Annotated in this window: 22 protein-coding genes; 12 read left to right on the top strand and 10 right to left on the bottom strand. The window is 71.4% G+C overall.

What is annotated here, in order from left to right:
- Positions 1-3: 3 nt before the first annotated feature.
- The 3 genes from ACSHXN_RS06555 to ACSHXN_RS06545 all read right to left on the bottom strand — a co-directional run bounded on the left by ACSHXN_RS06555 (position 4) and on the right by ACSHXN_RS06545 (position 2,264).
- Complete coding sequence (locus tag ACSHXN_RS06555; protein WP_355129802.1) at positions 4-609, bottom strand: Rv1733c family protein; 606 nt, start codon at positions 607-609, stop codon at positions 4-6.
- Positions 610-929: 320 nt separating this feature from the next.
- Positions 930-1,760 carry an MOSC domain-containing protein gene (locus ACSHXN_RS06550; RefSeq protein ID WP_356291411.1) on the bottom strand — a complete coding sequence of 277 codons (831 nt, stop codon included), beginning with the start codon at positions 1,758-1,760 and terminating at the stop codon, positions 930-932.
- A 48-nt stretch (positions 1,761-1,808) separates the two neighbouring features.
- A complete protein-coding gene (locus ACSHXN_RS06545) occupies positions 1,809-2,264 on the bottom strand; it encodes a DUF6643 family protein (protein ID WP_355129806.1) in 456 nt (151 codons plus the stop codon).
- A 293-nt stretch (positions 2,265-2,557) separates the two neighbouring features.
- Between ACSHXN_RS06545 and ACSHXN_RS06540 the strand changes: the two genes are divergently transcribed.
- Positions 2,558-3,940 carry a TerD family protein gene (locus tag ACSHXN_RS06540; RefSeq protein ID WP_355129808.1) on the top strand — a complete coding sequence of 461 codons (1,383 nt, stop codon included), beginning with the start codon at positions 2,558-2,560 and terminating at the stop codon, positions 3,938-3,940.
- Between the two features lie 30 nt (positions 3,941-3,970).
- Here the strand turns inward: ACSHXN_RS06540 and ACSHXN_RS06535 are convergent, their stop codons facing one another.
- Positions 3,971-5,146 carry a glycosyltransferase gene (locus ACSHXN_RS06535; RefSeq protein ID WP_355129810.1) on the bottom strand — a complete coding sequence of 392 codons (1,176 nt, stop codon included), beginning with the start codon at positions 5,144-5,146 and terminating at the stop codon, positions 3,971-3,973.
- 57 nt (positions 5,147-5,203) lie between these two features.
- On the opposite strand from ACSHXN_RS06535, the gene ACSHXN_RS06530 reads away from it, so the two are divergent.
- Together ACSHXN_RS06530 and ACSHXN_RS06525 are read left to right on the top strand one after the other, a co-directional pair.
- Positions 5,204-5,989 (top strand): glutamate racemase, encoded by a 786-nt coding sequence (locus ACSHXN_RS06530; RefSeq protein ID WP_355129812.1) that lies wholly within the window; start codon positions 5,204-5,206, stop codon positions 5,987-5,989.
- Positions 5,990-6,082: 93 nt separating this feature from the next.
- Positions 6,083-6,616, top strand: a complete 534-nt coding sequence (locus tag ACSHXN_RS06525; RefSeq protein WP_355129814.1) for a hypothetical protein — start codon at positions 6,083-6,085, stop codon at positions 6,614-6,616.
- A 73-nt stretch (positions 6,617-6,689) separates the two neighbouring features.
- Here the strand turns inward: ACSHXN_RS06525 and ACSHXN_RS06520 are convergent, their stop codons facing one another.
- Entirely contained in the window at positions 6,690-7,736 is a 1,047-nt protein-coding gene (locus ACSHXN_RS06520) for an O-antigen ligase family protein (RefSeq protein WP_356114097.1), read from the bottom strand.
- Between the two features lie 229 nt (positions 7,737-7,965).
- Here ACSHXN_RS06520 and lnt point away from each other — a divergent pair, with 229 nt between their 5' ends.
- From lnt to ACSHXN_RS06500, 4 genes are all read left to right on the top strand, one after another.
- Positions 7,966-9,624, top strand: coding sequence for an apolipoprotein N-acyltransferase (gene lnt / locus ACSHXN_RS06515; protein WP_356114095.1), 1,659 nt, complete (start codon positions 7,966-7,968; stop codon positions 9,622-9,624).
- A gap of 9 nt (positions 9,625-9,633) precedes the next feature.
- Positions 9,634-10,113, top strand: coding sequence for an NUDIX hydrolase (locus ACSHXN_RS06510; RefSeq protein WP_355129820.1), 480 nt, complete (start codon positions 9,634-9,636; stop codon positions 10,111-10,113).
- Positions 10,114-10,167: 54 nt separating this feature from the next.
- Positions 10,168-10,950 (top strand): 3-hydroxybutyrate dehydrogenase, encoded by a 783-nt coding sequence (locus ACSHXN_RS06505; RefSeq protein ID WP_355129822.1) that lies wholly within the window; start codon positions 10,168-10,170, stop codon positions 10,948-10,950.
- A gap of 67 nt (positions 10,951-11,017) precedes the next feature.
- Positions 11,018-12,946: a helix-turn-helix domain-containing protein gene (locus ACSHXN_RS06500; protein ID WP_356114092.1), complete on the top strand. Its 1,929-nt coding sequence runs from the start codon at positions 11,018-11,020 to the stop codon at positions 12,944-12,946.
- A gap of 97 nt (positions 12,947-13,043) precedes the next feature.
- Here ACSHXN_RS06500 and ACSHXN_RS06495 read toward each other — a convergent pair whose 3' ends face one another.
- Positions 13,044-14,429: an MFS transporter gene (locus ACSHXN_RS06495; protein ID WP_355129826.1), complete on the bottom strand. Its 1,386-nt coding sequence runs from the start codon at positions 14,427-14,429 to the stop codon at positions 13,044-13,046.
- 273 nt (positions 14,430-14,702) lie between these two features.
- Complete coding sequence (gene dps, locus ACSHXN_RS06490) at positions 14,703-15,266, bottom strand: DNA starvation/stationary phase protection protein Dps (RefSeq protein ID WP_355129828.1); 564 nt, start codon at positions 15,264-15,266, stop codon at positions 14,703-14,705.
- Between the two features lie 413 nt (positions 15,267-15,679).
- Here dps and ACSHXN_RS06485 point away from each other — a divergent pair, with 413 nt between their 5' ends.
- Both ACSHXN_RS06485 and ACSHXN_RS06480 read left to right on the top strand, forming a co-directional pair.
- Complete coding sequence (locus ACSHXN_RS06485) at positions 15,680-16,144, top strand: ATP-binding protein (RefSeq protein WP_355129830.1); 465 nt, start codon at positions 15,680-15,682, stop codon at positions 16,142-16,144.
- Positions 16,145-16,391: 247 nt separating this feature from the next.
- Positions 16,392-17,234 carry an RNA polymerase sigma factor SigF gene (locus ACSHXN_RS06480; RefSeq protein ID WP_355129832.1) on the top strand — a complete coding sequence of 281 codons (843 nt, stop codon included), beginning with the start codon at positions 16,392-16,394 and terminating at the stop codon, positions 17,232-17,234.
- Between the two features lie 127 nt (positions 17,235-17,361).
- Here the strand turns inward: ACSHXN_RS06480 and ACSHXN_RS06475 are convergent, their stop codons facing one another.
- The gene (locus tag ACSHXN_RS06475) at positions 17,362-17,793 is read right to left on the bottom strand and encodes a response regulator (RefSeq protein ID WP_355129834.1); all 432 of its coding nucleotides are present in this window, start codon (positions 17,791-17,793) and stop codon (positions 17,362-17,364) included.
- Positions 17,794-17,796: 3 nt separating this feature from the next.
- Complete coding sequence (locus ACSHXN_RS06470) at positions 17,797-18,153, bottom strand: hypothetical protein (RefSeq protein ID WP_438302788.1); 357 nt, start codon at positions 18,151-18,153, stop codon at positions 17,797-17,799.
- A gap of 122 nt (positions 18,154-18,275) precedes the next feature.
- Here ACSHXN_RS06470 and ACSHXN_RS06465 point away from each other — a divergent pair, with 122 nt between their 5' ends.
- Both ACSHXN_RS06465 and ACSHXN_RS06460 read left to right on the top strand, forming a co-directional pair.
- Positions 18,276-19,853: a sensor histidine kinase gene (locus tag ACSHXN_RS06465; protein ID WP_355796815.1), complete on the top strand. Its 1,578-nt coding sequence runs from the start codon at positions 18,276-18,278 to the stop codon at positions 19,851-19,853.
- Positions 19,850-21,061, top strand: coding sequence for a PP2C family protein-serine/threonine phosphatase (locus tag ACSHXN_RS06460; RefSeq protein ID WP_355129840.1), 1,212 nt, complete (start codon positions 19,850-19,852; stop codon positions 21,059-21,061). Before ACSHXN_RS06465 ends, ACSHXN_RS06460 begins: the two co-directional genes overlap by 4 nt.
- 119 nt (positions 21,062-21,180) lie before the next feature.
- Here the strand turns inward: ACSHXN_RS06460 and ACSHXN_RS06455 are convergent, their stop codons facing one another.
- Positions 21,181-21,540: a CAP domain-containing protein gene (locus ACSHXN_RS06455; protein WP_356291421.1), complete on the bottom strand. Its 360-nt coding sequence runs from the start codon at positions 21,538-21,540 to the stop codon at positions 21,181-21,183.
- On the opposite strand from ACSHXN_RS06455, the gene ACSHXN_RS06450 reads away from it, so the two are divergent.
- Positions 21,524-21,814 carry a hypothetical protein gene (locus ACSHXN_RS06450; protein WP_356291423.1) on the top strand — a complete coding sequence of 97 codons (291 nt, stop codon included), beginning with the start codon at positions 21,524-21,526 and terminating at the stop codon, positions 21,812-21,814. The genes ACSHXN_RS06455 and ACSHXN_RS06450 overlap by 17 nt on opposite strands.
- The last annotated feature ends 862 nt before the right edge of the window (positions 21,815-22,676 follow it).

The raw sequence follows: 22,676 nt of genomic DNA, 5'->3' as shown, positions 1-22,676 counted from the left end.
CGGTCAACTGCCCGTTCCGGTACGGCCCCAGTCCGGGCCCGCCTTGTCCCATGCCTGGTCCCACCGTGTGTAACGGCGGCGGACCATGCGCCAGACGATCAGCCGGCGGCCGCCTTCTATGAGCACTCCGGTCAGCCCGGCCGTGGTGGCGCCCGCGAGCACCGCGTGTGTCGTCGCGGTGGCCCGGTCCAGCGGGCGGGTCACGAGGCCGCCGTGGGTGTCGGTCCAGACGCTGAAGTGGTCGCCCGGGTGCGGGGACTCGAGCTCGGTGAGGACCGCCGCGTGGCGTCTGGTGCCGTCCGGCGCGGTCCAGTCGGCGACCACACGGCTGTGCGCGTTCCCGGTCGTCGACGACTCCGGGTCCGGGTCCGGCGCGACGCGGTTGAGCTTCCTGGCGACGGTCGCCACCACCAGGTGGCGGCTGTGCTGCTGGTCCCGCACGGCCTTCTGCAGGGACTCCTGGGCGACCGAACCGATCGCGGCTCCGGCCAGGGGCGCCGCGACGAGGACCAGGAGCAGGGCGGCCAGCGCCGTCCAGGCCTCGGCCAGATCGGTTCCACGGCACAGAGGATTGCCCCGCCAGCGCCACAGACCGCTGATTGCTCGCACCGTCCCGCACCCCCTTCCGCATCCGTGATGACCCCGGAACCCGGACGTCCACCGCCGAGCCGGAGAAGAGAGAGCCACATCACCTCTCTGCGACCGACGCGCCGTTCACGAATTTCTCACGTCGGCTCAACGACCGTGCCGGGTTCCGCGGTTCCCCCGACGGACACCCGATCGAGGTGTTACCCGGGGCAGGATGTGGAGGGCTTGATTCCGTACCGGGTGTGCAGGACCGGACGCCGACGGGCGGGCGGCGACAACCGGAAGGGGCGGTGGGCGGCGCTCCACGCCGGGGCAGCCGGCCGAGCCCGCCCCGGTCCCTCTCAGTCGAGGATCGTGACGGGATCGCCGAGGCGGATCGTGCCCGGTGACTGCGGCACCAGGTTCTGCCCGAAGGCCGGCTTCCCGCCGACCCGGCGATGGCGGGCGAGGGTGCGCAGCGGTTCCCTGCCCCGTTCGGCGGTGGCCTGGTCCGTGGTGGTCACGATGCAGCGCCCGCACACCTTGGCGACCCGGAAGACGACCTCTCCGACGGCGATCCGCGTCCAGTCGTCCTCGGCCCAGGGCTGCGTTCCGGCCACCACGACGTTGGGCCGGAAACGGTTCATGGGCAGCGGGCCCTCTGCAGCGTGGTCGCCCTGCGCGATCAGGGAGTTCAGGGCGTCCAGGGACGAGATTGTCGTGAGCAGCAGCGGGTAGCCGTCCGCCAGGCTGACGCTCTCACCGGGGCGCCCGAAGGGCGGGTCGTCGATGGGCCGGCGGACGGCCGGATCGTCCAGGTGGACGAGGCTCACGTCCTCGCCGACGTATGTGCTGAACCAGTCGTCCGCAGCGCGGCCGGCGGGGACCGTCTCGATCTTTTCTCCCGCCCACTTGGCCGTCGTCGTACCGCCGGACGGGTCGGGGACGGCTACGGTCAGCCGGTCCAGGCCCGGGGCGAACACACGGATTCCGCCGCCGGGCAGCAGCTCGGCGGCGGCCAACGCCAGGTGCGGGTGTTCGCGTTGTGTGACGACCCGGCCGGACTCGTCGATCAGTGCCCAGCGCCGGTCCCCGGCCAGCCCCCAAGGCTCCACCACGGCCTCGTGGGGCGCCTGGCCCCGCAGTGCCTTGACCGGGTGGACATGAAGGGAGTGCAGCACTGGATTCGACATGAGGCCATCGTCCCATCGAGGGCCGACGGCCTCATCCCGTGGAATGGATCAGTATCCGCGGTACTGCCCGTTGTTGTACGGGTCCTGGTACGGCGCCGGGGCCGGTCGGGGTGCGGCGGGGCGGGGTGCGGCGGGGCGCATCGCCTCGTAACCCGTGCCCATGGGGCGCGGCGGCTGCATCTGCTGCTGGGCGGGGTAGCCACGGGGGCCGGCCGCCTGCTGCGGGATGTACGCGGTGGGGGCCTGCTGCAGGGGCGCGGGATGCGGGGCCGACTGCGGGTAGCCGTAGGAGGGGACCTGGGGGGAGGGGGCGGCCGGCAGCGCGGGAAGCGCCGACGGCAGCGCGGGCAGATTGCTGCCCGGGATGTCGTACGCGGAGGGGACCCGGATCGGGGCGATCTGCGGGGTGCCCCGCTCGGCTACGAGCCTGTCGTAGATCGGAGTGTCCGGGAAGGGCGACGCGGAGTAGTAGCCGCCGCCATAGGTGGAGCGGGGGGAGGTCATGGCACATAAGTTAAGCCCACGATGTGCTGGTTGGGGAGACCGATAAGAGGGTTGTTTTCCGTGCCCTGAGTGACGCGGGATCCCCAATGCGAGCGAACTTGGCAAAAAGGGGCAACGAGCGGGGTTGGGATCGTGTAAAGGCCGAGTTCCCGGTGGGTTACCGGGGGTTGGCCAGTGGTCCTGCGGTCGGGGTCATGGGAGTTCGGGCTCCGGGGGAATAGGTTGACCGCAACGGTTGCAACGGACCGCCCTGGGCCTCGGTCCCGGTGCGGCACCACGTGATGGGGGCCGACATGTCAATGTCGAAAGGATCCAACCTTCAAGTGCCGACGGCGGCACTGCGCGTCGAACTGGGCTGGCGCCCAGGACCCGGCGTGCCCGACGTGGACGCCTCGGCACTGCTGCTGATCTCCGGGAAGGTCAGGACCGACGGGGACTTCGTCTTCTACAACCAGCCCACGCACACCTCGGGTGCGGTGCGACACGAAGGCAAGCGGGACGCCGGCGGCCGGACGACGGACACGCTTCTGGTCGATCTCGGCGGCGTGGAGCCCGCGATCGAGACCGTGGTGCTCGCCGCCTCCGCCGACGGGGGCACGTTCGGGCAGGTGCCCGGGCTCGCCGTTCGGGTGCTGGACGCGCAGCAGGGCACGGAGATCGCGCGCTTCGACCCCGCCGCGAGCGTCGAGACCGCCTTCGTGCTGGGGGAGTTCTACCGTCGCCAGGGCGCCTGGAAGTTCCGTGCCGTCGGGCAGGGCTACAGCAGTGGGCTCCAGGGGCTGGCCACGGACTACGGCATCACGGTGGACGAGCCGCAGCGCGCGGCGCCGCCCTCTCCGCCCGCCCCGCGTATCGACCGGCCGGCCCCGCCGGTCACGGTGGCCCCGCCGCCGATGCCGCCCGCGGTGGTGCCTCCGCCCCCGGTGACCGCGGTGCCGCCCGCTTCCCCGTACGGGCCGCCGCCACCCGCTCCGACGGCGCCGTACGGTGCGCCCATGCCCATGCCCGCCGCCCCTGCCCCGGTGCCCCCTGCCCCGGTCCGCCTCACCAAGGTCACGCTCACCAAGCAGGCCCCCTCGGTCTCGCTGAGCAAACAGGGCGGAACGTCCGGTTTCCTGCGCGTGAACCTCAACTGGCAGGTGCGTAAGCAGTTTTCCGGCTGGGGCAGCAAGCGCGGCCGGGCGGTGGCCCGGCACTCGGACCTCGACCTGGACCTGTGCGCACTGTTCGAACTGTCCGACGGCAGCAAGGGAGTCGTCCAGGCGCTCGGCAACGCCTTCGGCTCGCTGCACCATCCGCCGTACATCCACCTCGACGGCGACGACCGCACGGGAGCGGTGGAGACCGGTGAGAACCTCACCGTCAACCTCGACCGCACGCAGAGCTTCAGGCGCATTCTCATCTTTGTGACCATCTACGAAGGCGCCCGCTCCTTCGCCGACCTGCACGCCACGGTCACGCTCCAGCCGCAGCACGGCGCACCCGTCGAGTTCTCCCTCGACGAGTGCACGGTGCCCTCGACCGTGTGCGCCCTCGCCCTCATCACCAACTCCGGCGGCGACCTGATCGTCCAGCGTGAGGCCCGCTACCTGGTTCCGGAGCGCGGGGTCAGCCCGCAGCGCACGATCGACCGCGCCTACGGGTGGGGCATGAACTGGACCCCCGGCAGAAAATGACGCGGCCGGTCGCCCCCGCGACCGGCCCGCTCACCGCTCCTCGAGGGCAGCGTCCGGGCGTGCGTAGGTGCGGCCCTTCCAGGCCGCACCTCGCCCCCGGTAGTGCTGCACCGCCGAGTCGACCGTCATGAACAGGTAGAGCAACGCCGTGACCGGCAGCGACAGAGCGAGCAGCGGCGGCTGGCGGTAGTAGCGCAGCATCGGGACGTACGTCGCCGTCATCACCAGTTTCGCCAGCCCGCCGATCACCACCGCCGCAAGGTTCCCGGTGACGATCCCGGCGATCAGGGCGCCCGACGGCACCAGGTAGACGAGGGCCAGTCCGAGCACCGTGCCGACCAGGAGCAGCGGATTGTGGCGCAGTTGGGCGTAGGCGCTGCGGGAGACCATCCGCCACAGGTCGTGCAGCCGCGGATACGGCCGCACGCTCTCGACGCGGTCGGCGAGCCCCAGCCAGATCCGGCCGCCGCTGTTCTTGACCGCTCGCGCGAGCGCCACGTCGTCGATGACCGCCTGCCGGATGGCATCGGGGATGCCCGCACGCCCGGCCGCGTCGGTGCGCAGCAGCACACAGCCGCCCGCCGCGGCCGCCGTCCGGCCCCCGGGCACCGCGATCCTGCGGAAGGGATACAACTGGGCGAAGAAGTACACGAAGGCGGGGACGACCAGCCGCTCCCACACGCTCTCCACCCGGAGCCGGGCCATCTGCGAGACGAGGTCGAAGCCGCCGGTGCGCGCCGACGCCACCAGCTCCCGCAGACTGTCGGGTGCATGGGCGATGTCGGCATCCGTGAGCAGCAGATACTCGGGTTCACGCACGCGTGCGAGAGCGATCCCATGGCGTACGGCCCACAGTTTCCCGGTCCAGCCGGCCGGCGGCTCACCGGGCGAGTCGACGGTCAGCGGCAGCCCGCCGTGCCGCCCGGCGAGGTCGCGGGCCAGTTCCCCGGTGCCGTCCGAACTGCCGTCGTCGATCAGGAAGACCTCGGCCCGTCCGGGGTAGTCCTGCGCGAGCAGCGACGGCAGGCTCCGCTCCAGCACCGCTGCCTCGTCGCGTGCGGGAACGACGATGCAGACGGACGGCCAGTCGCCGGGATCCCGGCGGGCCGGCAGTCGTACGTCCGTACGCCAGAAGAAGCCCTGGCACAGCAGCAACCACAACCAGGCCGCGAGTGATACCGCGGCAGTCCACACGATGGCGCTCACCCGCGCAGTCTGCCCCACCGCGGGGGCCGACCGGGGCACATCGTCTATCGTGACCGGGTGAAGATCGCGCTCATGGACTCCGGACTCGGCCTCCTCCCGGCCGCCGCAGCCGTACGCAGGTTGCGGCCCGACGCGGATCTCGTCCTCTCCTGGGACCCCGACGGGATGCCCTGGGGCCCGCGCACCCCCGAGGACATCACCGCCCGCGCCCTTGCCGTGGCCGAGGCGGCCGCCGCCCACCGTCCCGATGTGCTGATCGTCGCCTGCAACACCGCCTCCGTGCACTCCCTGCCCGCGCTGCGCGCCCGCTTCGAGCCCGATCTCCCCGTCATCGGTACGGTGCCGGCGATCAAACCGGCCGCGGCGGGCGGCGGACCCGTGGCGATCTGGGCCACGCCCGCCACCACGGGGAGTGCCTACCAGCGCGGACTCATCCGGGACTTCGCCGACGGGGTGACGGTGGCCGAGGTGCCGTGCCCCGGGCTCGCCGACGCCGTGCACCATGCCGACGGCCCCGCGGTCGACGCCGCTGTTGCGGCGGCCGCCGCACTGACCCCCGAGGACGTCACGACCGTCGTCCTCGGCTGCACCAATTACGAACTGGTGGCCGAACCCATCCGTACGGCCCTCCAGAGGCCGGGCCACGCCCCGCTGATCCTGCACGGGACCGCCGGAGCGGTGGCCGCGCAGGCGCTGCGCCGCCTCGGGGAGACCGCGGCGCCGGACGCCCCCGCCGTGGGCGGTCTCACGGTGCTGCTGAGCGGTCGTGAGGGCGTGCTGCCCGCCGAGGCGCTGACGTATCCCGAAGGCAGGCTGCTCCAGGCGGTCAGCCCCGCGCGGTGAGGGGCGCACTGCCCGCTGTGCACAACCGGCGCCGGACTCAGTGACTCTGCGCAACCTGGTGCCCGCGTTCCGGAAGCTGGGTACTCTCGATGCATGAGGGACCATCCCCAGGGCGAATCCGAGATCTGGACGGGGCGTGCGACCAATCGCGCCCAGTGGCTGCTGGCGCTCGGCGGTGCCGCCTGCATGGCGCTCGGCATCGCGCTGGCGGTCGAATCGGCGTGGACGTCCGGCATCGTGCCCCTGGTGATGTCCGTCGTGGGCTGTATCGCGGCCGGGCTGCTGGTCCTGTTCGGAACGCTCGCGTTCGTGCACGTGGCGGTGAAGGTCGACAAGGACTGCCTCGAGGTCAGGTGCGGCCATATCGGTGTCCCCCGCCGCCGCATCCCCCTCTCGCTCGTGGCCGGGGCCGAGTTCGCTCCCCGGGTCACTCCCCGGCAATGGGGCGGTTGGGGCTACCGCTGGCGCCCCGAGAAGGGCACGGCCGTCGTCGTCCGGCGCGGTGAGGGTGTCATCCTGCGCCTGTGGGACGGTCACACGTTCACGATCACCGTCGACAACGCCGAGACGGCGGTACGGGTCATCCGCGCCCGGCTGCACCCGAGCCTGCCCGGCGCCACGCACTGACCCGTGCGGCCGGACGGCCCTGCGTTTCTTCTTCCTGTCGATCGTCCGGTGAGTCCACCCGGGCGGAGCCTCCTCACGGCTCCGTCCGCCTGCGTCCCTCGTCCGTCAGGGGCCGTGCCGTCGCGATGCCGGCGAGCAGGCCCGTTCCCGCCGTCACCGTGGTGAAGCTCAACGCGTTGCCCACCGACGCGATCACGGCGAGCGCGGTCAGCGTGGCGCCCCCCGTCAGCGCGACGGGAGTGGGGCGCCCGGTGCGCCACAGCGCGTACAGCACCCAGCAGAAGACCGCCGCGAGCAGTGCCACTCCGGTCACTCCCTGTTCGGCGGCCAGTTGCAGCGGCGCGGAGTGGGGCTTGCCGTCCGGCAGGAGGGACTGCGCGGCCGTGGGACTCAGCTCACCGAAGCGCCCGGGACCCGCGCCGAGCGCGGGGTCGCGATGAGCGAGCGTGAGCGCGTCCCGCCAGAGCAGGACCCGGTGCGGGCCGAGCTGGTCCTCGAGATAGGAGCCGAGCCCGTTCGGCAGTACGTTCCCGGCGACCGCCCAGGTCGTGGCGGTCACCAGGACCGCCACGAGTGCGAGACCGGCCAGCGCCAGGGCACGATGCCGCATCCGGTCGGCGGCGAGCGAGCACAGCAGGATTCCGGCGGCGGCGACCAGGCCCGTCGTCGAGCCGAGCGCCGCCGCCACCACCGCGATTCCCAGGGCCGCCGACCGGAGCGCCAGCCGCTGCGCCGGGAAGCGGGCCGCCCAGGCGGCGCAGCAGGCCGCTCCCGTGGAGAGCGCGAGCAGCGCCGCGATCGCACCGGTGTCCCCGGGTGGTGTCACGACCTGTGGTCCCGCGGTGGCATGCGGTGCGGCGAGGGCCAGCCCGAGGCCGGCCAGGGCCCCCGCGGCAGGCGCGGCGACCGGAAGAAGAGCTCCCAGTATCCGGCCGGCCGCATAACCCGCGGCGACGGCGAGCACGGCGAGCAGAAAACCCTCGGGCCGGCCGCCGTGTGCGGCCGCGGTGATCAGCGACCATGCGGCGCAGGCGCCGAGCACCAGGACGCCCGCCGTATCAGAAACGTTTCGTCTGTCGTCTTCCGCGTCCGCGGCCCCGGTCGCGGACTCCGTCCCCATGGATTCCACCCCGCCACCCCCCTGTGCCGGGCCCGACCGTCCGGCCGTATCCGGCCGCACCTCACAGGCTCGGGCACACGGTAACGGGTGATGCGCCGGTTTGTGGATGAGTTGCGCAGGAACGATGCAGCGGAGAGAGGGGAGACAACGCCCCGAACGGGCACAGGGTGTCCCGGATGCGGCCGAACCGAGCTGTCGGGGGTTCGGTCACGCGCCGTAGACTCCCCGGGTGACCGTCACCGCTACTTCCGTGGGCGAGCCGGAGCGGCTCGAACCCCGGTCCGCAGGGGCACCCCGTGCCGCGCGCCGGGTTCGGCGCCTCGTTCCTGCCGCAGCCGCAGCGCTCTCCGGAGTGCTGCTGTACGTCAGCTTTCCGCCCCGGACGCTGTGGTGGCTGGCGCTGCCGGCCTTCGCCGTGTTCGGCTGGAGTCTGCGCGGCCGCACCTGGAAGGCGGGCCTCGGCCTCGGTTATCTCTTCGGCCTCGGTTTCCTGCTTCCGCTGCTCGTCTGGACCGGTGTCGAGGTCGGTTCCGGTCCATGGCTCGCGCTGGTCGCGGTGGAGGCCCTGTTCGTCGCGCTCGTCGGCGCGGGCGTCGTGCTGGTCTCGCGGCTGCCCGCCTGGCCGGTGTGGGCGGCCGCGGTGTGGATCGCGGGAGAGGCGGCACGGGCCCGTGCGCCGTTCGGCGGCTTTCCCTGGGGGAAGATCGCCTTCGGTCAGGCCGACGGCGTCTTTCTGCCCCTCGCCGCCGTCGGCGGCACTCCGGTGCTGGGCTTCGCGGTCGTGCTGTGCGGGTTCGGCCTCTACGAGATCGTGCGGGTCGTCGTGGACCGGCGCCGCGGCGCAGGGCCCTGGCGCGGGGCGGCGCTCATCGCCCTGATCAGTGTCGCCGCTCCCGTGCTCGGTGCCGTGGCCGCGCGCTCCCTGGTCAGTGACAAGGCCGAGAACGGAACGGCCACCGTCGCCGTCGTCCAGGGCAACGTGCCGCGCTCAGGGCTCGAGTTCAACGCGCAGCGGCGTGCCGTCCTCGACTACCACGTGCGGGAGACCGAGCGGCTGGCCGAGCGGGTCAGAGCGGGCAAGGTCCCGAAGCCCGACCTCGTGCTGTGGCCGGAGAACTCCTCGGACGTCGACCCCTTCGCCAATCCCGACGCCGCCGCCGTCATCGAAGGCGCCGCGAAGGCGATCGGCGTGCCCATCTCCGTGGGCGGAGTGGTCGAGCGCGGCGGCAAGCTCTACAACGAGCAGATCCTGTGGGATCCCGACAAGGGCCCGGTGGACACCTACGACAAGCGGCAGGTGCAGCCCTTCGGCGAGTATCTGCCGCTGCGCTCGCTGCTCGGTGTCATCAACAAGAACTGGACGTCGATGGTGCGCCAGGACTTCAGCCGGGGGCACAAGCCGGGCGTCTTCACCATGGCGGACGCCAAGGTCGGCCTGGTGACCTGCTACGAGGCGGCCTTCGACTGGACCGTGCGCAGCACCGTCCTCGACGGGGCGCAACTGATCTCGGTGCCGAGCAACAACGCGACCTTCGACCGCAGCGAGATGACCTACCAGCAGCTCGCCATGTCCCGGGTGCGGGCGGTGGAGCACAGCCGCACCGTCACCGTGCCGGTGACCAGCGGTGTCAGCGCCGTGATCATGCCGGACGGGAAGATCACCCAGCGGACCGGGATGTTCGTCGCCGCCTCGCTCGTCCAGAAGGTACCGCTGCGCTCCTCGCAGACGCCCGCCACCCGGCTCGGCACCCTGCCGGAGACGCTGCTGGTGCTGGTCGCGGCCGCCGGGCTCGGCTGGGCGGCGGTGTCGGTGATCCGCGGCCGCCGCGGGCGCGCCGCGCAGGACGCACGTGTCGATGAGCCGGGGGTGCCGGAGTCGGCCCGTTAGGCTCTGGCCATGGCCACTCCCGACTTCATCCGGACCATCCGCGCCACGGCCGGACATCAGCTGCTGTGGCTCCCCGGTGTCACGGCCGTCGTCTTCGACGACGACGGCAGAGTGCTGCTGGGGCGCCGTGCCGACAACCACAGGTGGTCGGTGATCGGAGGCATCCCCGACCCGGGGGAGCAGCCCGCGGCCTGTGCGGTGCGCGAGGTGTACGAGGAGACGGCGGTGCGATGCGTCCCCGAACGGGTCGTCCTCGTGCAGGCACTGGAAAAGGTGACCTACATGAACGGCGACATCTGCCAGTACATGGACATCACGTTCCGCTGCCGGGCCGTCGGCGGTGAGGCACGCGTGAACGACGACGAGTCGCTCGAGGTCGGCTGGTTCACGGTGGACGCCCTGCCCGAACTGAACGAGTTCGGCCTGCTCCGGATCAAGCAGGCACTGTCCGACGCACCCACATGGTTCGACCCCACCAACCCGCTCTGAAGTATGTGCGATGAACATATGGGGTGGGGCTGGGCCACTCCCTAGGGTCGAGCCATGACGCCTGCCCCGCACACCTCACCCGACCTCGGTGGACGCACCGCCCTCGTCACCGGTGCCGCCGGCGGCATCGGCCGCGCCTGCTCGCTGCGGCTCGCCGCCGCCGGGGCCAAGGTGAGAGCGGTCGACCGGGACGCCACGGGGCTCGACGACCTCGTCGACGCCGCCCGCGGTCTCGCGGGCACCCTCGAGCCGCACGTCCTCGACCTCACCGACCTCGACGCGGCCGAGGAGATCGCCGCGGGCACCGACGTCCTCGTCAACAACGCGGGGCTGCAACTGGTCAGCCCGCTGCACGAGTTCCCGCCCGACGTCTTCCACACCGTACTGACGGTGATGCTCGAGGCACCGTTCCGGCTCGTCCGCGGGGCGCTGCCCCATATGTACGGACAGGGCTGGGGCCGCATCGTCAACATCTCTTCGGTGCACGGACTGCGTGCCTCGGCGTTCAAGGCGGCGTACGTCAGCGCCAAACACGGACTCGAAGGGCTCTCGAAGGCCGCCGCGCTGGAGGGCGCCCCCCACGGCGTCACCTCCAACTGCGTGAACCCGGCCTATGTGCGCACGCCCCTCGTCGAGAAGCAACTCGCGGACCAGGCGCGGGTGCACGGGATCCCCGAGGAGCGCGTGCTGTCGGAGGTGCTTCTCCAGGACAGTGCCGTCAAGCGGTTGATCGAACCCGAGGAGGTCGCCGAGGCGGTGGCCTATCTGTGCAGCCCACAGGCGTCCTTCATCACCGGTACGTCGCTGGTGCTCGACGGCGGCTGGACGGCGCACTGAGCCGCGCATGTCAAAGGTTGTCCACAGGTCGGGTGGACCCGGCCCCGCCGTGGGCCATTCTGGGGGCATGGCTCGCGATCACGTACAGTCCGCGGAGCGTCTCGGCACCGGAGCCGAGGCGCCGTTCCTGGAGCTCCTGGCCCGGCGCGCGTCGGCCGACGCGTACGAACAGCCGGTGCTGCTCGCCCGTGCCGAAGGCCTGTCGGCGGAGCGCGTCGACGCGCTGGAGCGGGCCAAGGTGCTCGCCTTGCGCGTGCGCGCGGAGATGGAGGGCCGGCGGCGGCGCGAGGCCGAGCTGTCCGCCCTGTTCGAGACCGCCCACGACCTGGCCGGGCTGCGTGACGTCGACGCCGTCCTGCAGGCGATCGTGCAGCGCGCCAGATCGCTGCTGAGCACGGACGTCGCCTATCTGACCCTGCACGACGAGGCGGCCGGGGACACCTATATGAGGGTCACCGAGGGCTCGGTCGCGGCCCGCTTCCAGCAACTGCGGCTCGGCATGGGGGAGGGGCTCGGCGGACTCGTCGCCCAGACCGCCCGGCCCTATGTCACGCCGGACTACTTCGAGGACGACCGCTTCCAGCACACCCGCACGATCGACACGGGGGTGAGCGACGAGGGTCTCGTGGCGATCCTCGGCGTACCGCTGATGATCGGCCCCCAGGTGATCGGGGTGCTGTTCGCCGCCGACCGGCGGGCCCGGGTCTTCGAGCGGGAGGAGATCGCGCTCCTGGGTTCGTTCGCCGCGCTGGCCGCCGCCGCCATCGACACCGCGAACCTGCTCACCGAGACGCGTTCGGCCCTGGACCGGCTCGCGCGCGCCAACGAGATCATCCGTGACCGCAGCGGGGCCGTCGAGCGGGCCTCCGACGTCCACGACCGCCTCGCCGAACTCGTCCTGCGCGGTGGTGGCGTCCATGATGTGGCGGCGGCGGTCTCACAGGTCCTCGACGGCACGGTCGAGTTCGCCGAGGCGTCCACCGCCCGCACCGCGGCCCTGGAGGCGTCCCGCGCGGAGGGCCATGCCGTACGCCATGGGCAGGACTGGATCGCCGCGGTGTCGGCCGGCGACGAGTTGTTCGGCGCGCTGGTGCTGCGGGGGCACCCGGGGCTCGACCCCGTCGACCAGCGCACCCTGGAGCGGGCGGCCATGGTCACCTCGCTGCTTCTGCTGGCCCGCCGCTCGGCGGTCGAGGCGGAGCGGCGCGTCCGGGGCGAGCTGCTGGACGATCTGCTCGACGGCCGTGATCGCGACCCGCGGGTGCTGCGCGAGCGTGCCGCGCGGCTGCGCGCCGACCTCGACTCCACCCATGTGGTGCTCGCCGCCCGTCTCGAGGGCACGTCGGGCGACGCCGACCAGGAGGCGGCCGCTCGCCGTCGTCTGTGGTCCGCCGCGTCCCATCTCGCGTCCACCCGCCGGGGGCTGGCCGCCACCCGCGCCGGCGGTACGGTCCTGCTGCTGCCCCTCGAGCCGGGTGACAGCGCGACGGACCTCGCCCGCCGTACCGCCGGAGAGCTGGGCACCGCCGTCCATGAACGCGTCACCGTCGGAGCGTCCGGGCCCGTCTCCGACCTCGCCGCCCGTCCCGACGCGGTGGCGGCGGCCCATGCGGAGGGACAGCGCTGCCTCGACGCGCTGCGCCTGCTGGGCAGGGCCGGGGACGGCGCCGCCGCCGACGACTTCGGATTCCTGGGGCTGCTGCTCGCCGGGGACCGGGACATCGCCGGCTATGTCGAGCGCACGATCGGCGAGGTCGTCACCTACGACGAACGCCGCGGCACCGACCTCGTCCGCACTCTCGACGCGTACTTCGACTGCGGGATGAGCCCGGCACGCACCAAGGACGAACTGCATGTGCATGTGAACACGGTGGCGCAGCGTCTGGAGCGGGTGGGCAGGCTCCTCGGCGACGACTGGCAGAGCCCGGCCCGCACTCTGGAGATACAACTGGCGCTGCGACTGCACAGGTTGTCCTCCTCACCCGTCTCCCGTTGACCTCGGGGCAGCCTCCGCACCGTGGCGGCGTTTCCTCGAAGGGAACGGCGAGCGGCCCCGCACGCGGTGGCGCACGGGGCCGCTCGGTGCCGGGCCGTCAGGCGATGGGTGCGTCCGCCGTGCGCGTCCCGGCGGGCTCGGTCTCCACGGCCGAGTCGACCCGGGCCAGGTCGCGGTGGCGCGTCTCCTTCGCGACGCCCACCGCGATGAGGGTCAGGACGGACGCCCCGATGACGTACAGGGTGATCGGGGTGGAGCTGTCGTACTCGGAGAGCAGCGCGGTCGCGATGAGCGGAGCCGGGGCACCCGCCGCCACCGAGGCGAACTGGGCGCCGATGGACGCACCCGAGTAGCGCATCCGGGTCGCGAACATCTCCGAGAAGAAGGCTGCCTGAGGTGCGTACATGGCCCCGTGCAGCACCAGTCCGACGGTCACGGCGAGCACGAGGTTGCCGAACCCGCCCGTGTCGGTGAGCGCGAAGAACGGGAACATCCACAGCCCCACCCCGGCCGCGCCTAGCAGATAGACCGGCCGACGGCCGATCCGGTCCGAGAGCGCGCCCCAGGCCGGGATGACGGCGAAGTGCACGGCGGAGGCGATGAGTACGGCGTTCAGCGCGGTCTGCTTGGAGACTCCGGCCGACGTGGTGGCGTAGACGAGGATGAAGGCGGTGATCACGTAGTAGCTGATGTTCTCCGCCATACGGGCGCCCATGGCGATCAGCACGTCCCGCCAGTGGTGGCGCAGAACGGACACCAGCGGCAGCTTCTCGGAGGAGGCTCCCGGTGCCGAGCTGCGGGCCTCGGCCTGCGCCAACGCCTGCTGGAACACAGGCGATTCATCGACAGACAGACGAATCCACAAACCGACGATCACCAGCACTCCGGACAGGAGGAACGGGATGCGCCATCCCCAGGAGCCGAAGGCGCTGTCGGAGAGGACGGCGGTCAGCAGCGACAGCACGCCCGTGGCGAGGAGTTGCCCGGCCGGTGCGCCGGTCTGTGGCCAGGAGGCCCAGAAGCCGCGCCGCCGTGCGTCACCGTGCTCCGACACGAGCAGGACGGCGCCGCCCCACTCACCGCCGAGCGCGAAGCCCTGCACCAGACGCAGCACCGTGAGCAGGACGGGCGCGGCGGCGCCGACCGTGGCGTGCGTGGGCAGCAGACCGATGGCGAAGGTCGCGCCGCCCATCAGCAGCAGGCTCAGCACCAGCAGCTTCTTGCGGCCGAGCCGGTCGCCGTAGTGGCCGAAGACCAGGGCGCCGAGCGGACGGGCGGCGAAGCCGACGGCATACGTCAGGAAGGACAGCAGCGTGCCGACCAGCGGGTCGGAGTCGGGGAAGAACAGCTTGTTGAAGACGAGCGCGGCGGCGGACCCGTAGAGGAAGAAGTCGTACCACTCGATGGTGGTGCCGATGAGGCTGGCGGCGACGATACGGGGGAGACGGGACGGCGCTGGTGGAGCGGTCGCGGAGGAGGACATCGGAACCACTTCCTGGCGTTCGACGGGGACGATTGTGTGTCGCCACACCGTAGGAACGGGCAAGTGGGAGGCGTATGTGGTGGGACCCCACAGTTCTGGGGGCTGAAGTGCGTGCGTCCACCATGAAGGGTGTGTCGAGGCCCCGTATCGGTGTCGGTGGGGCCAAGTGCACCGGCCCGATCCGCGAGCCGGACCGAGACGGCCGGTCCGGGGAAGGGGAGCGAGCATGACCGTGTGCGAACCACCCCTCCCCGGGCGGCGCTCGAGGGCGGCTCAGCCCAGCTCGGCCCCCTTGGCCGCCGCCTCCTCCTCCGTCCGCGCCCGGCCGGTGGCGAGCGTGCCACCCGCACTCTCCAGATGTGCGCGCACGAACCACTGGAACTGCTCCAGGTCGCGCAGCTGCTCGATCAGCAGGTCCTCGGTCGCCGTGTCGATGTCGGACGCCTGCTTGACGGCGTCGCGGACCGCCTCGATCACGCCCGTGTAGACGAGGTCGAGCGCGCCGAGGTGGGCGATCGCGTCGGCCCGGCCGATGGAGTAGTCGTCCCAGGTCCGCTCGGCGACCAGCACTCCCGGTGTCCCCTGCGCGACGCCACCGAGCGCGGCGATGCGTTCCGCCACGTCGTCGGCCATCTCCCGCACCCGGTCGACCTGGGGGTCGATCATCTCGTGGACGGCGATGAAATGCGGGCCGACCACGTTCCAGTGCACATGCTTGAGTGTCAGATGCAGATCGTTGAGTGCGTGCAGGCGCAGCCGCAGCAGACCTATCAGCCGGCCGGCCGCCTCGCGCTCGATGCCGGGGACCGTGTACTCGGGGGTCAGATCCTGCGTCATGGCTCACCTCGGTTTCGACAGAGTGTGCGTCGTCTGCACCAGCACGGTTGCCCCGGTTCGACCATGGCAGACCTGGACGATCGGAGTTCTTCGGCCGGTGGGTCCTCGGGCGTGGGGCAGGGGACCCGGCGCGTCTGACCACGCCGCTTCTGCCGTCGTCCGGCCGTGTGACGTACGGCGCCGACACCGGTCCGGGTGCGGCCGCTGCGTTCGGTCGGCCACGGATTCCATCGCGTTCGGTGTTTCGGGAGGGCTTTCCCCGGCGAAGCGGTCGTAGATGCCTCCGAGCGGAATTCCTGGTCGAAGGACGGCTCGCGCGTGGTACTGGTTGTGCACCCGGACGGTGCAGCAACAGGCCGTGCAGCGTGGGCGTGGTACCCGCCCGGGTACTGAGCATGCGGGGAGAGGCGGGTATGGCAGACCGGCTGGACGAGGAGTACGAGGGCCGGCGTCCCGGGAGTCAGGACGCCGACGGGCCGGAGACGACGATCGCATTGTCGGGTGACGGTGGGTGCATCGCCGAAGCGCGCCGCCTGGCTGCCGCCTTTCTCACCCAGGACTCCACCGGGCACGGTCGCGGCATCCCCGAACGGGTCGTGGACCTCACCCAGTTGGTGGTCAGCGAGCTGGTCACCAATGCGCGCAAGTACGCTCCCGGCCCCATTCTGCTGCGGTTGCGTGTGGCCGGATCGACGGTGCAGGTCGAGGTGTGGGACAGCGATCCCGTTCTGCCGACGGCACGAGCCGCCGACCCGGAACGGGTGGGCCAGCACGGACTGGAGATCGTGAAGGCCGTCGCCGCCCACCTCAGCATGCGGGCGGAGGCGGTCGGCAAGCGCATCACCGCGTGGCTACCGCTGGACTCCGGACCTGCGTAGGACGTCCGTCGGGGGTCGTACGGAATCCGTTCCGGACCTCGCGGGGGACGACCGCGGCCGGAGCGCTTCGCCGCGTCCGCCGACCGCAGTCGTGGCCATCGCGGGCCCGTCGGAAGTACGGGTGAACACCGTGGGCCGCCGGGGTGGAGGGCGCGGCCGCAGGAATGCCGGCCGGCAGCCGGGGTATGCGCCTGCTTGCCGGACGGCGGACCGGCGGGACCAGGCCGATCGACAGGGAGGGCGCATCGTGGCGACGACGACCGTGCAGAGGGCCGAGCAGACGGTGGACGTGCCGGAGATCGCCGACCCGTCCAAGGTCGCACCCAGGGACGCCCGGGAGTTGTCGAAGCTGTTCTTCGAGCAGCTGGCGGTGCTGGAGGAGGGCACGTCCGAGTACCAGCACGTCCGCAACACACTGATCGAGATGAACATCTCCCTGGTCCGCTTCGCGGCCGGCCGGTTCCGCAGCCGTGGGCCGGAGGAGATGGAGGACATCGTCCAGGTCGGTGTGATCGGGCTGATCAAGGCCATCGACCGGTTCGAGATCTCCCGCGAGGTCGAGTTCACCTCCTTCGCCGTCCCCTACATCGTGGGGGAGATCAAGCGGTTCTTCCGCGACACGTCCTGGGCGGTGCATGTGCCCCGACGGTTGCAGGAGGCCCGGGTGCAACTGGCGCGCGCGAACGAGGAGCTGCGCAGCCGGCTGGGCCGGACGCCGACCACCAGGGAACTGTCGGACCTGATGAGCCTGCCCGAGGACGAGGTCGTCGAGGCCCGACTGGCCTCCAACGGCTACACGTCGGCCTCCCTGGACGCGGCGATCGGCGGGAGTGAGGACGGGGAGTCCGTGCTGGCCGACTTCATCGGCGACGAGGACGCGGCCCTGGAACTGGTCGAGGACTTCCACGCCCTTGCACCGATGATCGCCGAACTCGACGAACGCGAGCGGCGGATCATTCACTGGCGGTTCGTCGAAGAACTCACCCAGGCCCAGATCGGCGAACGCCTGGGCGTCTCCCAGATGCACGTCTCACGCCTGATCTCCCGCCTGCTGGCCCGGCTGCGCGAAGGAATGCTCTGCGGCGGCTGACGGCCGGGCATCCACGGGCACGGCGAACGCCCGGCAGGTGCCGCCTTGCCGTCGTTCCTGCGCGGGCCGTACTCCGCCCCGGCGGCAGCCGGATCCGCCGGGGCTCTCCGCCAGCCGCCGCCGGGCGCTAGTTCTTGGGGGGCTTGACCGCGACGTCGAGGTAGAAGGCGTCGATGCTGTGCACCGCCGCCTCGAACTCCTCGAGGTTGACCGGCTTGGTGACGTAGGCGTTGGCATGGTGGTGGTATGCGCCGGTGACGTCGTCGGGGGCGGCGGACGTGGTCAGTACGACGACCGGGATGGTGCGCAGGTCGGCGTCCTCCTTCACCACGGCGAGGAACTCCCGGCCGTTCATGCGGGGCATGTTGAGATCGAGCACGATCAGATCGGGCCGCTCCGTGGACGGGTCGCGGAGGTAGTCGAGGGCGGCGATGCCGTCGGAGACCTGGGTGAGGTTTCGGGTACCGCGCTCGGCGAGTGCGTCCTGGATGAGCATCGCGTCGGCGACGTCGTCCTCGACCAGCAGCACGTCATAGGGGCGGATTGCGGCGGCAGCCATGATTCACGAGCTCCGGGGGGTTGGGTGAGGGGTGCTGTTGCTGATCAGCCCGGGCCAGCGGCGCCGGGCTCCTTGACGGCTCATGCCGACGGCCTGGCCGATCTCCGGGTAACCGGCTCCGCTCGCGGCCGCGGTGTGGGCGGCCTCGTCCTCGAGATGCCGGACCGCCTGTTTGACGTCGGCGAGGACACGCAGGCGTACGAGGGCCCGCCGGCGCGACTCCTCGGTCATGTCGAGGGGCTCCGTGGGCGGGTGGGCGGTCTCCTGCGCGAGTCGCCGGGCGAGTTCGTCCACCAGCCGGGTCACCAGAGCGGCCGTCTCCCCGTCCGTCGGACGAAAAGCGGAAGGTGGACCAGGCATGGCACCACCCTAGGGCGTTGATCTCGGATGGGACAACAGGCGTTGTCGGCCCGCGGGTACAGTGTGCCTCTCGCGCCACGGGGCGCTGTGACCGGTCGGCCGGGGGAGAGATGCAGGGCGCGATGACGAGCAAGCGGACGGACACCGCGGGTGTGTTCGCCGGCTGGACCACCCGTCGCTGGCTGCGGGCAGGGGTGGCCACCACCCTGATCCTCCTTGCGGTGCTGGGGTCGTTGGGAGGCTGGGCCATGTGGCGCACCTCGCAGATCACCTCCTCGTTGGTCGACCGGCGCTCCCCGGCCCTGATCGAGTCGATGCGGGTGGAGGAGGCCCTGGTCAACCAGGAGACCGGCATCCGCGGCTACGGCCTGTCCGGCCGGAAGGACTTCCTGCAGCCGTACGCACAGGGCGTGGCCGACGAGAAGGCGGCACTGAAGCGCCTGCGGTCCCTGCTCGGCAACGACGGCCGGGCTCTCGACGACCTGGCCGACGTGGAGAAGCTGGCCGGCACCTGGCGTGAGCGCATAGCCCGGCCCGTCTCGGCGGCCGCCCCCGCGGAGGCTTCGAAGATCACCACGGCACGGGCCGACGAGGGCAAGACCACATTCGACTCGCTGCGCCGTGCGATGGCACGTCAGCAGTCCCATCTGCAGGACGAACGGGTGGTGGCCACCCGCGACCTGCGTCGTGCGACGGCGCTGCGGAACTGGATGTTCGCCGTCATCGGACTCGTCATCGCCCTGGTGGCCGTGCTCGTCTTCGAGGGACTGCGCCGCGGCATCACCGGCCCGCTGAGCACGCTCGGCACGGCTGCCCGCGAGGTCGCACGGGGCCGCTTCGACCGTTCCCTCGCCGGTACCGGTCCCGCCGACCTGCGCCGGCTCGCCTCCGACGTGGATTCCATGCGCCTGCGCCTGGTGGAGGAACTGCGGTCCAGCGAGGGGACCCGCCGGCTGCTGGACGAGCAGACGGAGGACCTGAAGCGCTCGAACACCGAGCTGGAGCAGTTCGCCTACGTGGCCTCGCACGATCTGCAGGAACCCCTGCGCAAGGTGTCCAGCTTCACCCAGCTCCTTCAGCGCCGCTACGGCGGCCAACTGGACGACAAGGCCGACCAGTACATCGCCTTCGCCGTCGACGGCGCCAACCGTATGCAGACCCTCATCAACGACCTTCTGGCCTTCTCGAGGGTCGGCCGGGTCCACAACGACCACCAGACCGTGGACCTCGAAGAGGTGCTGAGCCGCACCCTGGACACGTTGAGCGTGGCCGTGGAGGAGAGCGGCGCCGAGATCACCCACGATGTGCTGCCCACCGTCGTCGGGGACTCGACCCAGCTGAGCATCCTCTGGCAGAACCTGCTGTCGAACGCGATCAAGTTCCGCAGTCCCGACCGGCCGCCGCGTATCCACATCGGTGTCGTGCCCCACGGCGATGCGTGGGAGTTCGCGGTGACCGACAACGGCATCGGCATCGCACCGGAGTTCCGGGAGAAGGTCTTCATCATCTTCCAGCGTCTTCACACCAAGGACGCCTATCCGGGCACCGGCATCGGTCTGGCGATGTGCAAGAAGGTCGTGGAGTTCCACGACGGCACGATCAGGATCGACCCCGACGCCGAGCTCGGCACCCGCGTTGTCTTCACCCTCCCCGCCGTCACTGCCGCGACGGCGGCCCCGGACAGAGAGACACAGCCGTGACCGCTCCCGCCGCAGGCCGCGACGAGCAATATGACGTGCTGCTGGTGGAGGACGACGACGGAGACGCCCTCCTGGTCGAGGAACTCCTTCATGACACCGATCTGCCGCTTGCGCTGACGCGCTGCCGCACGGCTGCCGACGCGCGTGCGGCACTTGCCTCGGGACCCGTCGACTGCGTCCTGCTCGATCTGCATCTGCCCGACGCGTCCGGCGTGGAGACCGTCCAGGCGATCCAGGCGGCCACCGACGCCGCCATCATCGTCCTGACCGGCCTGGACGAGCCCCGCGCGGGGGTCGACGCCCTTGCCGCCGGGGCCCAGGACTACCTCGTCAAGGGCAAGGTCGATCCCGACCTGATGCAGCGCGCCGTCCGCTACGCCGTCCAGCGAAAGCAGGCCGAACGCGCCAACGCCGCCCTCCAGATCGGACGTCTGCGTGCCGAGGAGAACGCACGTCTGGAACGCGGGCTGCTGCCGGAACCCCTGTTGTCCTCCGGCACGGTCAGCGCCTCCAGCCGCTACTACCCCGGACGGGCGCAGGCGTTGCTGGGTGGGGACTTCCTCGACGTCGTCCAGACGCAGGACGGACAGGTCCACGCCATCATCGGAGACGTCAGCGGCCATGGACCCGACGCGGCGGCGCTCGGCGTCTGCCTCCGCATAGCGTGGCGCGCCCTGACCCTCGGCGGCCACCGCGACCGGCAGCTGCTCCACCTCCTCGAACAGATCCACATAGCCGAACGCGCCGGCAGCGACCTCTTCACCACGTGCACCCTGATCACCCTGGATCCGCACGCGGCCTCCCTCACCCTGCACCTCGCCGGCCACCACGAACCGCTGCTCGTCACCCCCGACGGCACCCATGAGGTGGCGGCCGCCCACGGAGTCGCGCTGGGCATCGCACCCGGGCTGGGCCAGTGGCCCGCCACCACGCTGGCACTGCCCGCGAGCGGCGCGCTGGTCGCCTACACCGACGGCCTCATCGAGGGCTTCGCGGACGGCACGGGCGCCCGCCTCGGGGTGGAGGGTCTGCTGCGCATCATCGACACGCTCCACGCGCCCGATCCCGGCACCCATCTCGACGAGCTCATCACCCGCACCCGCACGCTGAACGCGGACCGGCACACCGACGACCTCGCCGTGCTGCGCCTGGACTGGAACACGGGCACGGCCGGTCCCACGGCGAGGGCCTGGCGCACCGCACCGTAACCGCCCGCCGGTGGTCCGCTCCGCGGTCGCGGAGCAGACGCATGGACCGGAGCGCCCGGCGGGCGGTCACGCCGGTCTGCATGGCCGCCCGCGGGGCAACGGCAGCTGCCCGCAGTGCGCTACTGGGCTGCCCCGAAGTCCTGGGTCCAGTAGTCGTTGGGCTGCGCGAGACCGACGCCGATCTCCTTGAACCCGCAGTCGAGGATGTTGGCCTTGTGGCCGGGGCTGGACATCCAGCCGGCCATGACCGCCTCGGGGGTGGCGTAGCCGTAGGCGACGTTCTCCCCGTAGGCGCTCCAGTCGTAGCCGGCACGGGTGATGCGGTCGCCCGGGGCGGACCCGTCCGACCCGGTGTGCGACATGTTCCGGTGGGCCGCCATGTCCTCGCTGTGCGCCTGCGCGGCCTTCGTCAGCTTCGCGTTGACGGTCAGCGGCGAGCAACCCACCTTGGCCCGCTCGGCGTTGACCAGCTCCACCACGCGTGCGACGTCTGCGGACGCAGGAGCGCCGGTCGCGGGCGCCGAGGCGGTGGCCGCCGGTGTGCTCGGCGTGCTCCTCGGTGTGGCGGGCGCGGAGGCGGAGGCGGAAGCGGGGGTCTTCGGGGTGAGCCGCGGTGCGGCGGTCCTTGGCCGGGGGGCGGTGGTCTTCGCGGGACGGGACGGCGAGGTGGCCTTCCGCGTGCTCGGGGCGGGGCTGGGAGTGCTCGACGCCGCGGCCGTGGGTGTGCTGTGCCCGTCCGCGTTCCAGCCGTAGTACCGGTCGGCGTCGTTCCGCCGATGCTTGGTCTCCAGCTTCGCGGCGGCGTACGACGGGTGCCCTGCGCTGTCCCTCCAGTTCGCACAGGCCACGGCGACGGACGGCACGCCCACGGCCCCCACGGCGACGGCGGCGACGACTATGTTCCGACGGCTCTTCTTGCGGTGCTTCCCCATGCGTGACCTCACCCGGTAATCGCCGAGCGCTCCCTGTGCGGCTGGCTTTTTGCGGACCCCACCCCTGAACCACGGCGATGCCCTGCGGCCGTCATTCTGAGGACGGGCTCGCAGAGCGCGCAAAGAGCCTTCGTACTACTTTGCTTCGTAGGCGCGGACGGCCCTTGCGAAGGGGAGTGCGGCCGCGCCGGCCCTGCTACGGGGGCCTGTGGCGTGCCTGTCACCCAGTCAGAAGCCTTACGCATGTGCGAACAGGCGGCATCGCCGAGAAAGAAGAAGTCCTTGAGTTCCGGATGCGATGCACCGCTGTCAAGACGGACAAATCCCGTATGTCATCGGAGCGGCGTCTACTATTCAGGCCGGTTAGTTCCCGGACCGACGTGACGGATATCACTGACTCGCGGAATGTCGGTCGAGGTCGTGAATGGGGCATTTACGGTTCGCTGCCGCTGAAGGGTTCGAATCACGCTTGGAGCGCATACCGGTCCCGCCGTCACAAGAGGCGCGAAGAGGAAGGATACGGAACGATGGGAGCCCCGTCGGACGTAGCGAGGCCAGGCTTCCCATGGTGACCGACCGCAGCTCCGCCCCGTTCCGCGCCCGCGACGGAGACGTCAAGTGCCCCGTCGCGCGGTCCGGATGGGCCCCTGTGCCGTGTTGCGCCCGGGTGTGGGGCATATCTC

This window comes from Streptomyces sp. HUAS TT11 (assembly GCF_051553595.1).
Taxonomy (GTDB): domain Bacteria; phylum Actinomycetota; class Actinomycetes; order Streptomycetales; family Streptomycetaceae; genus Streptomyces.
This window is presented reverse-complemented; position numbering and strand designations above follow the sequence as displayed.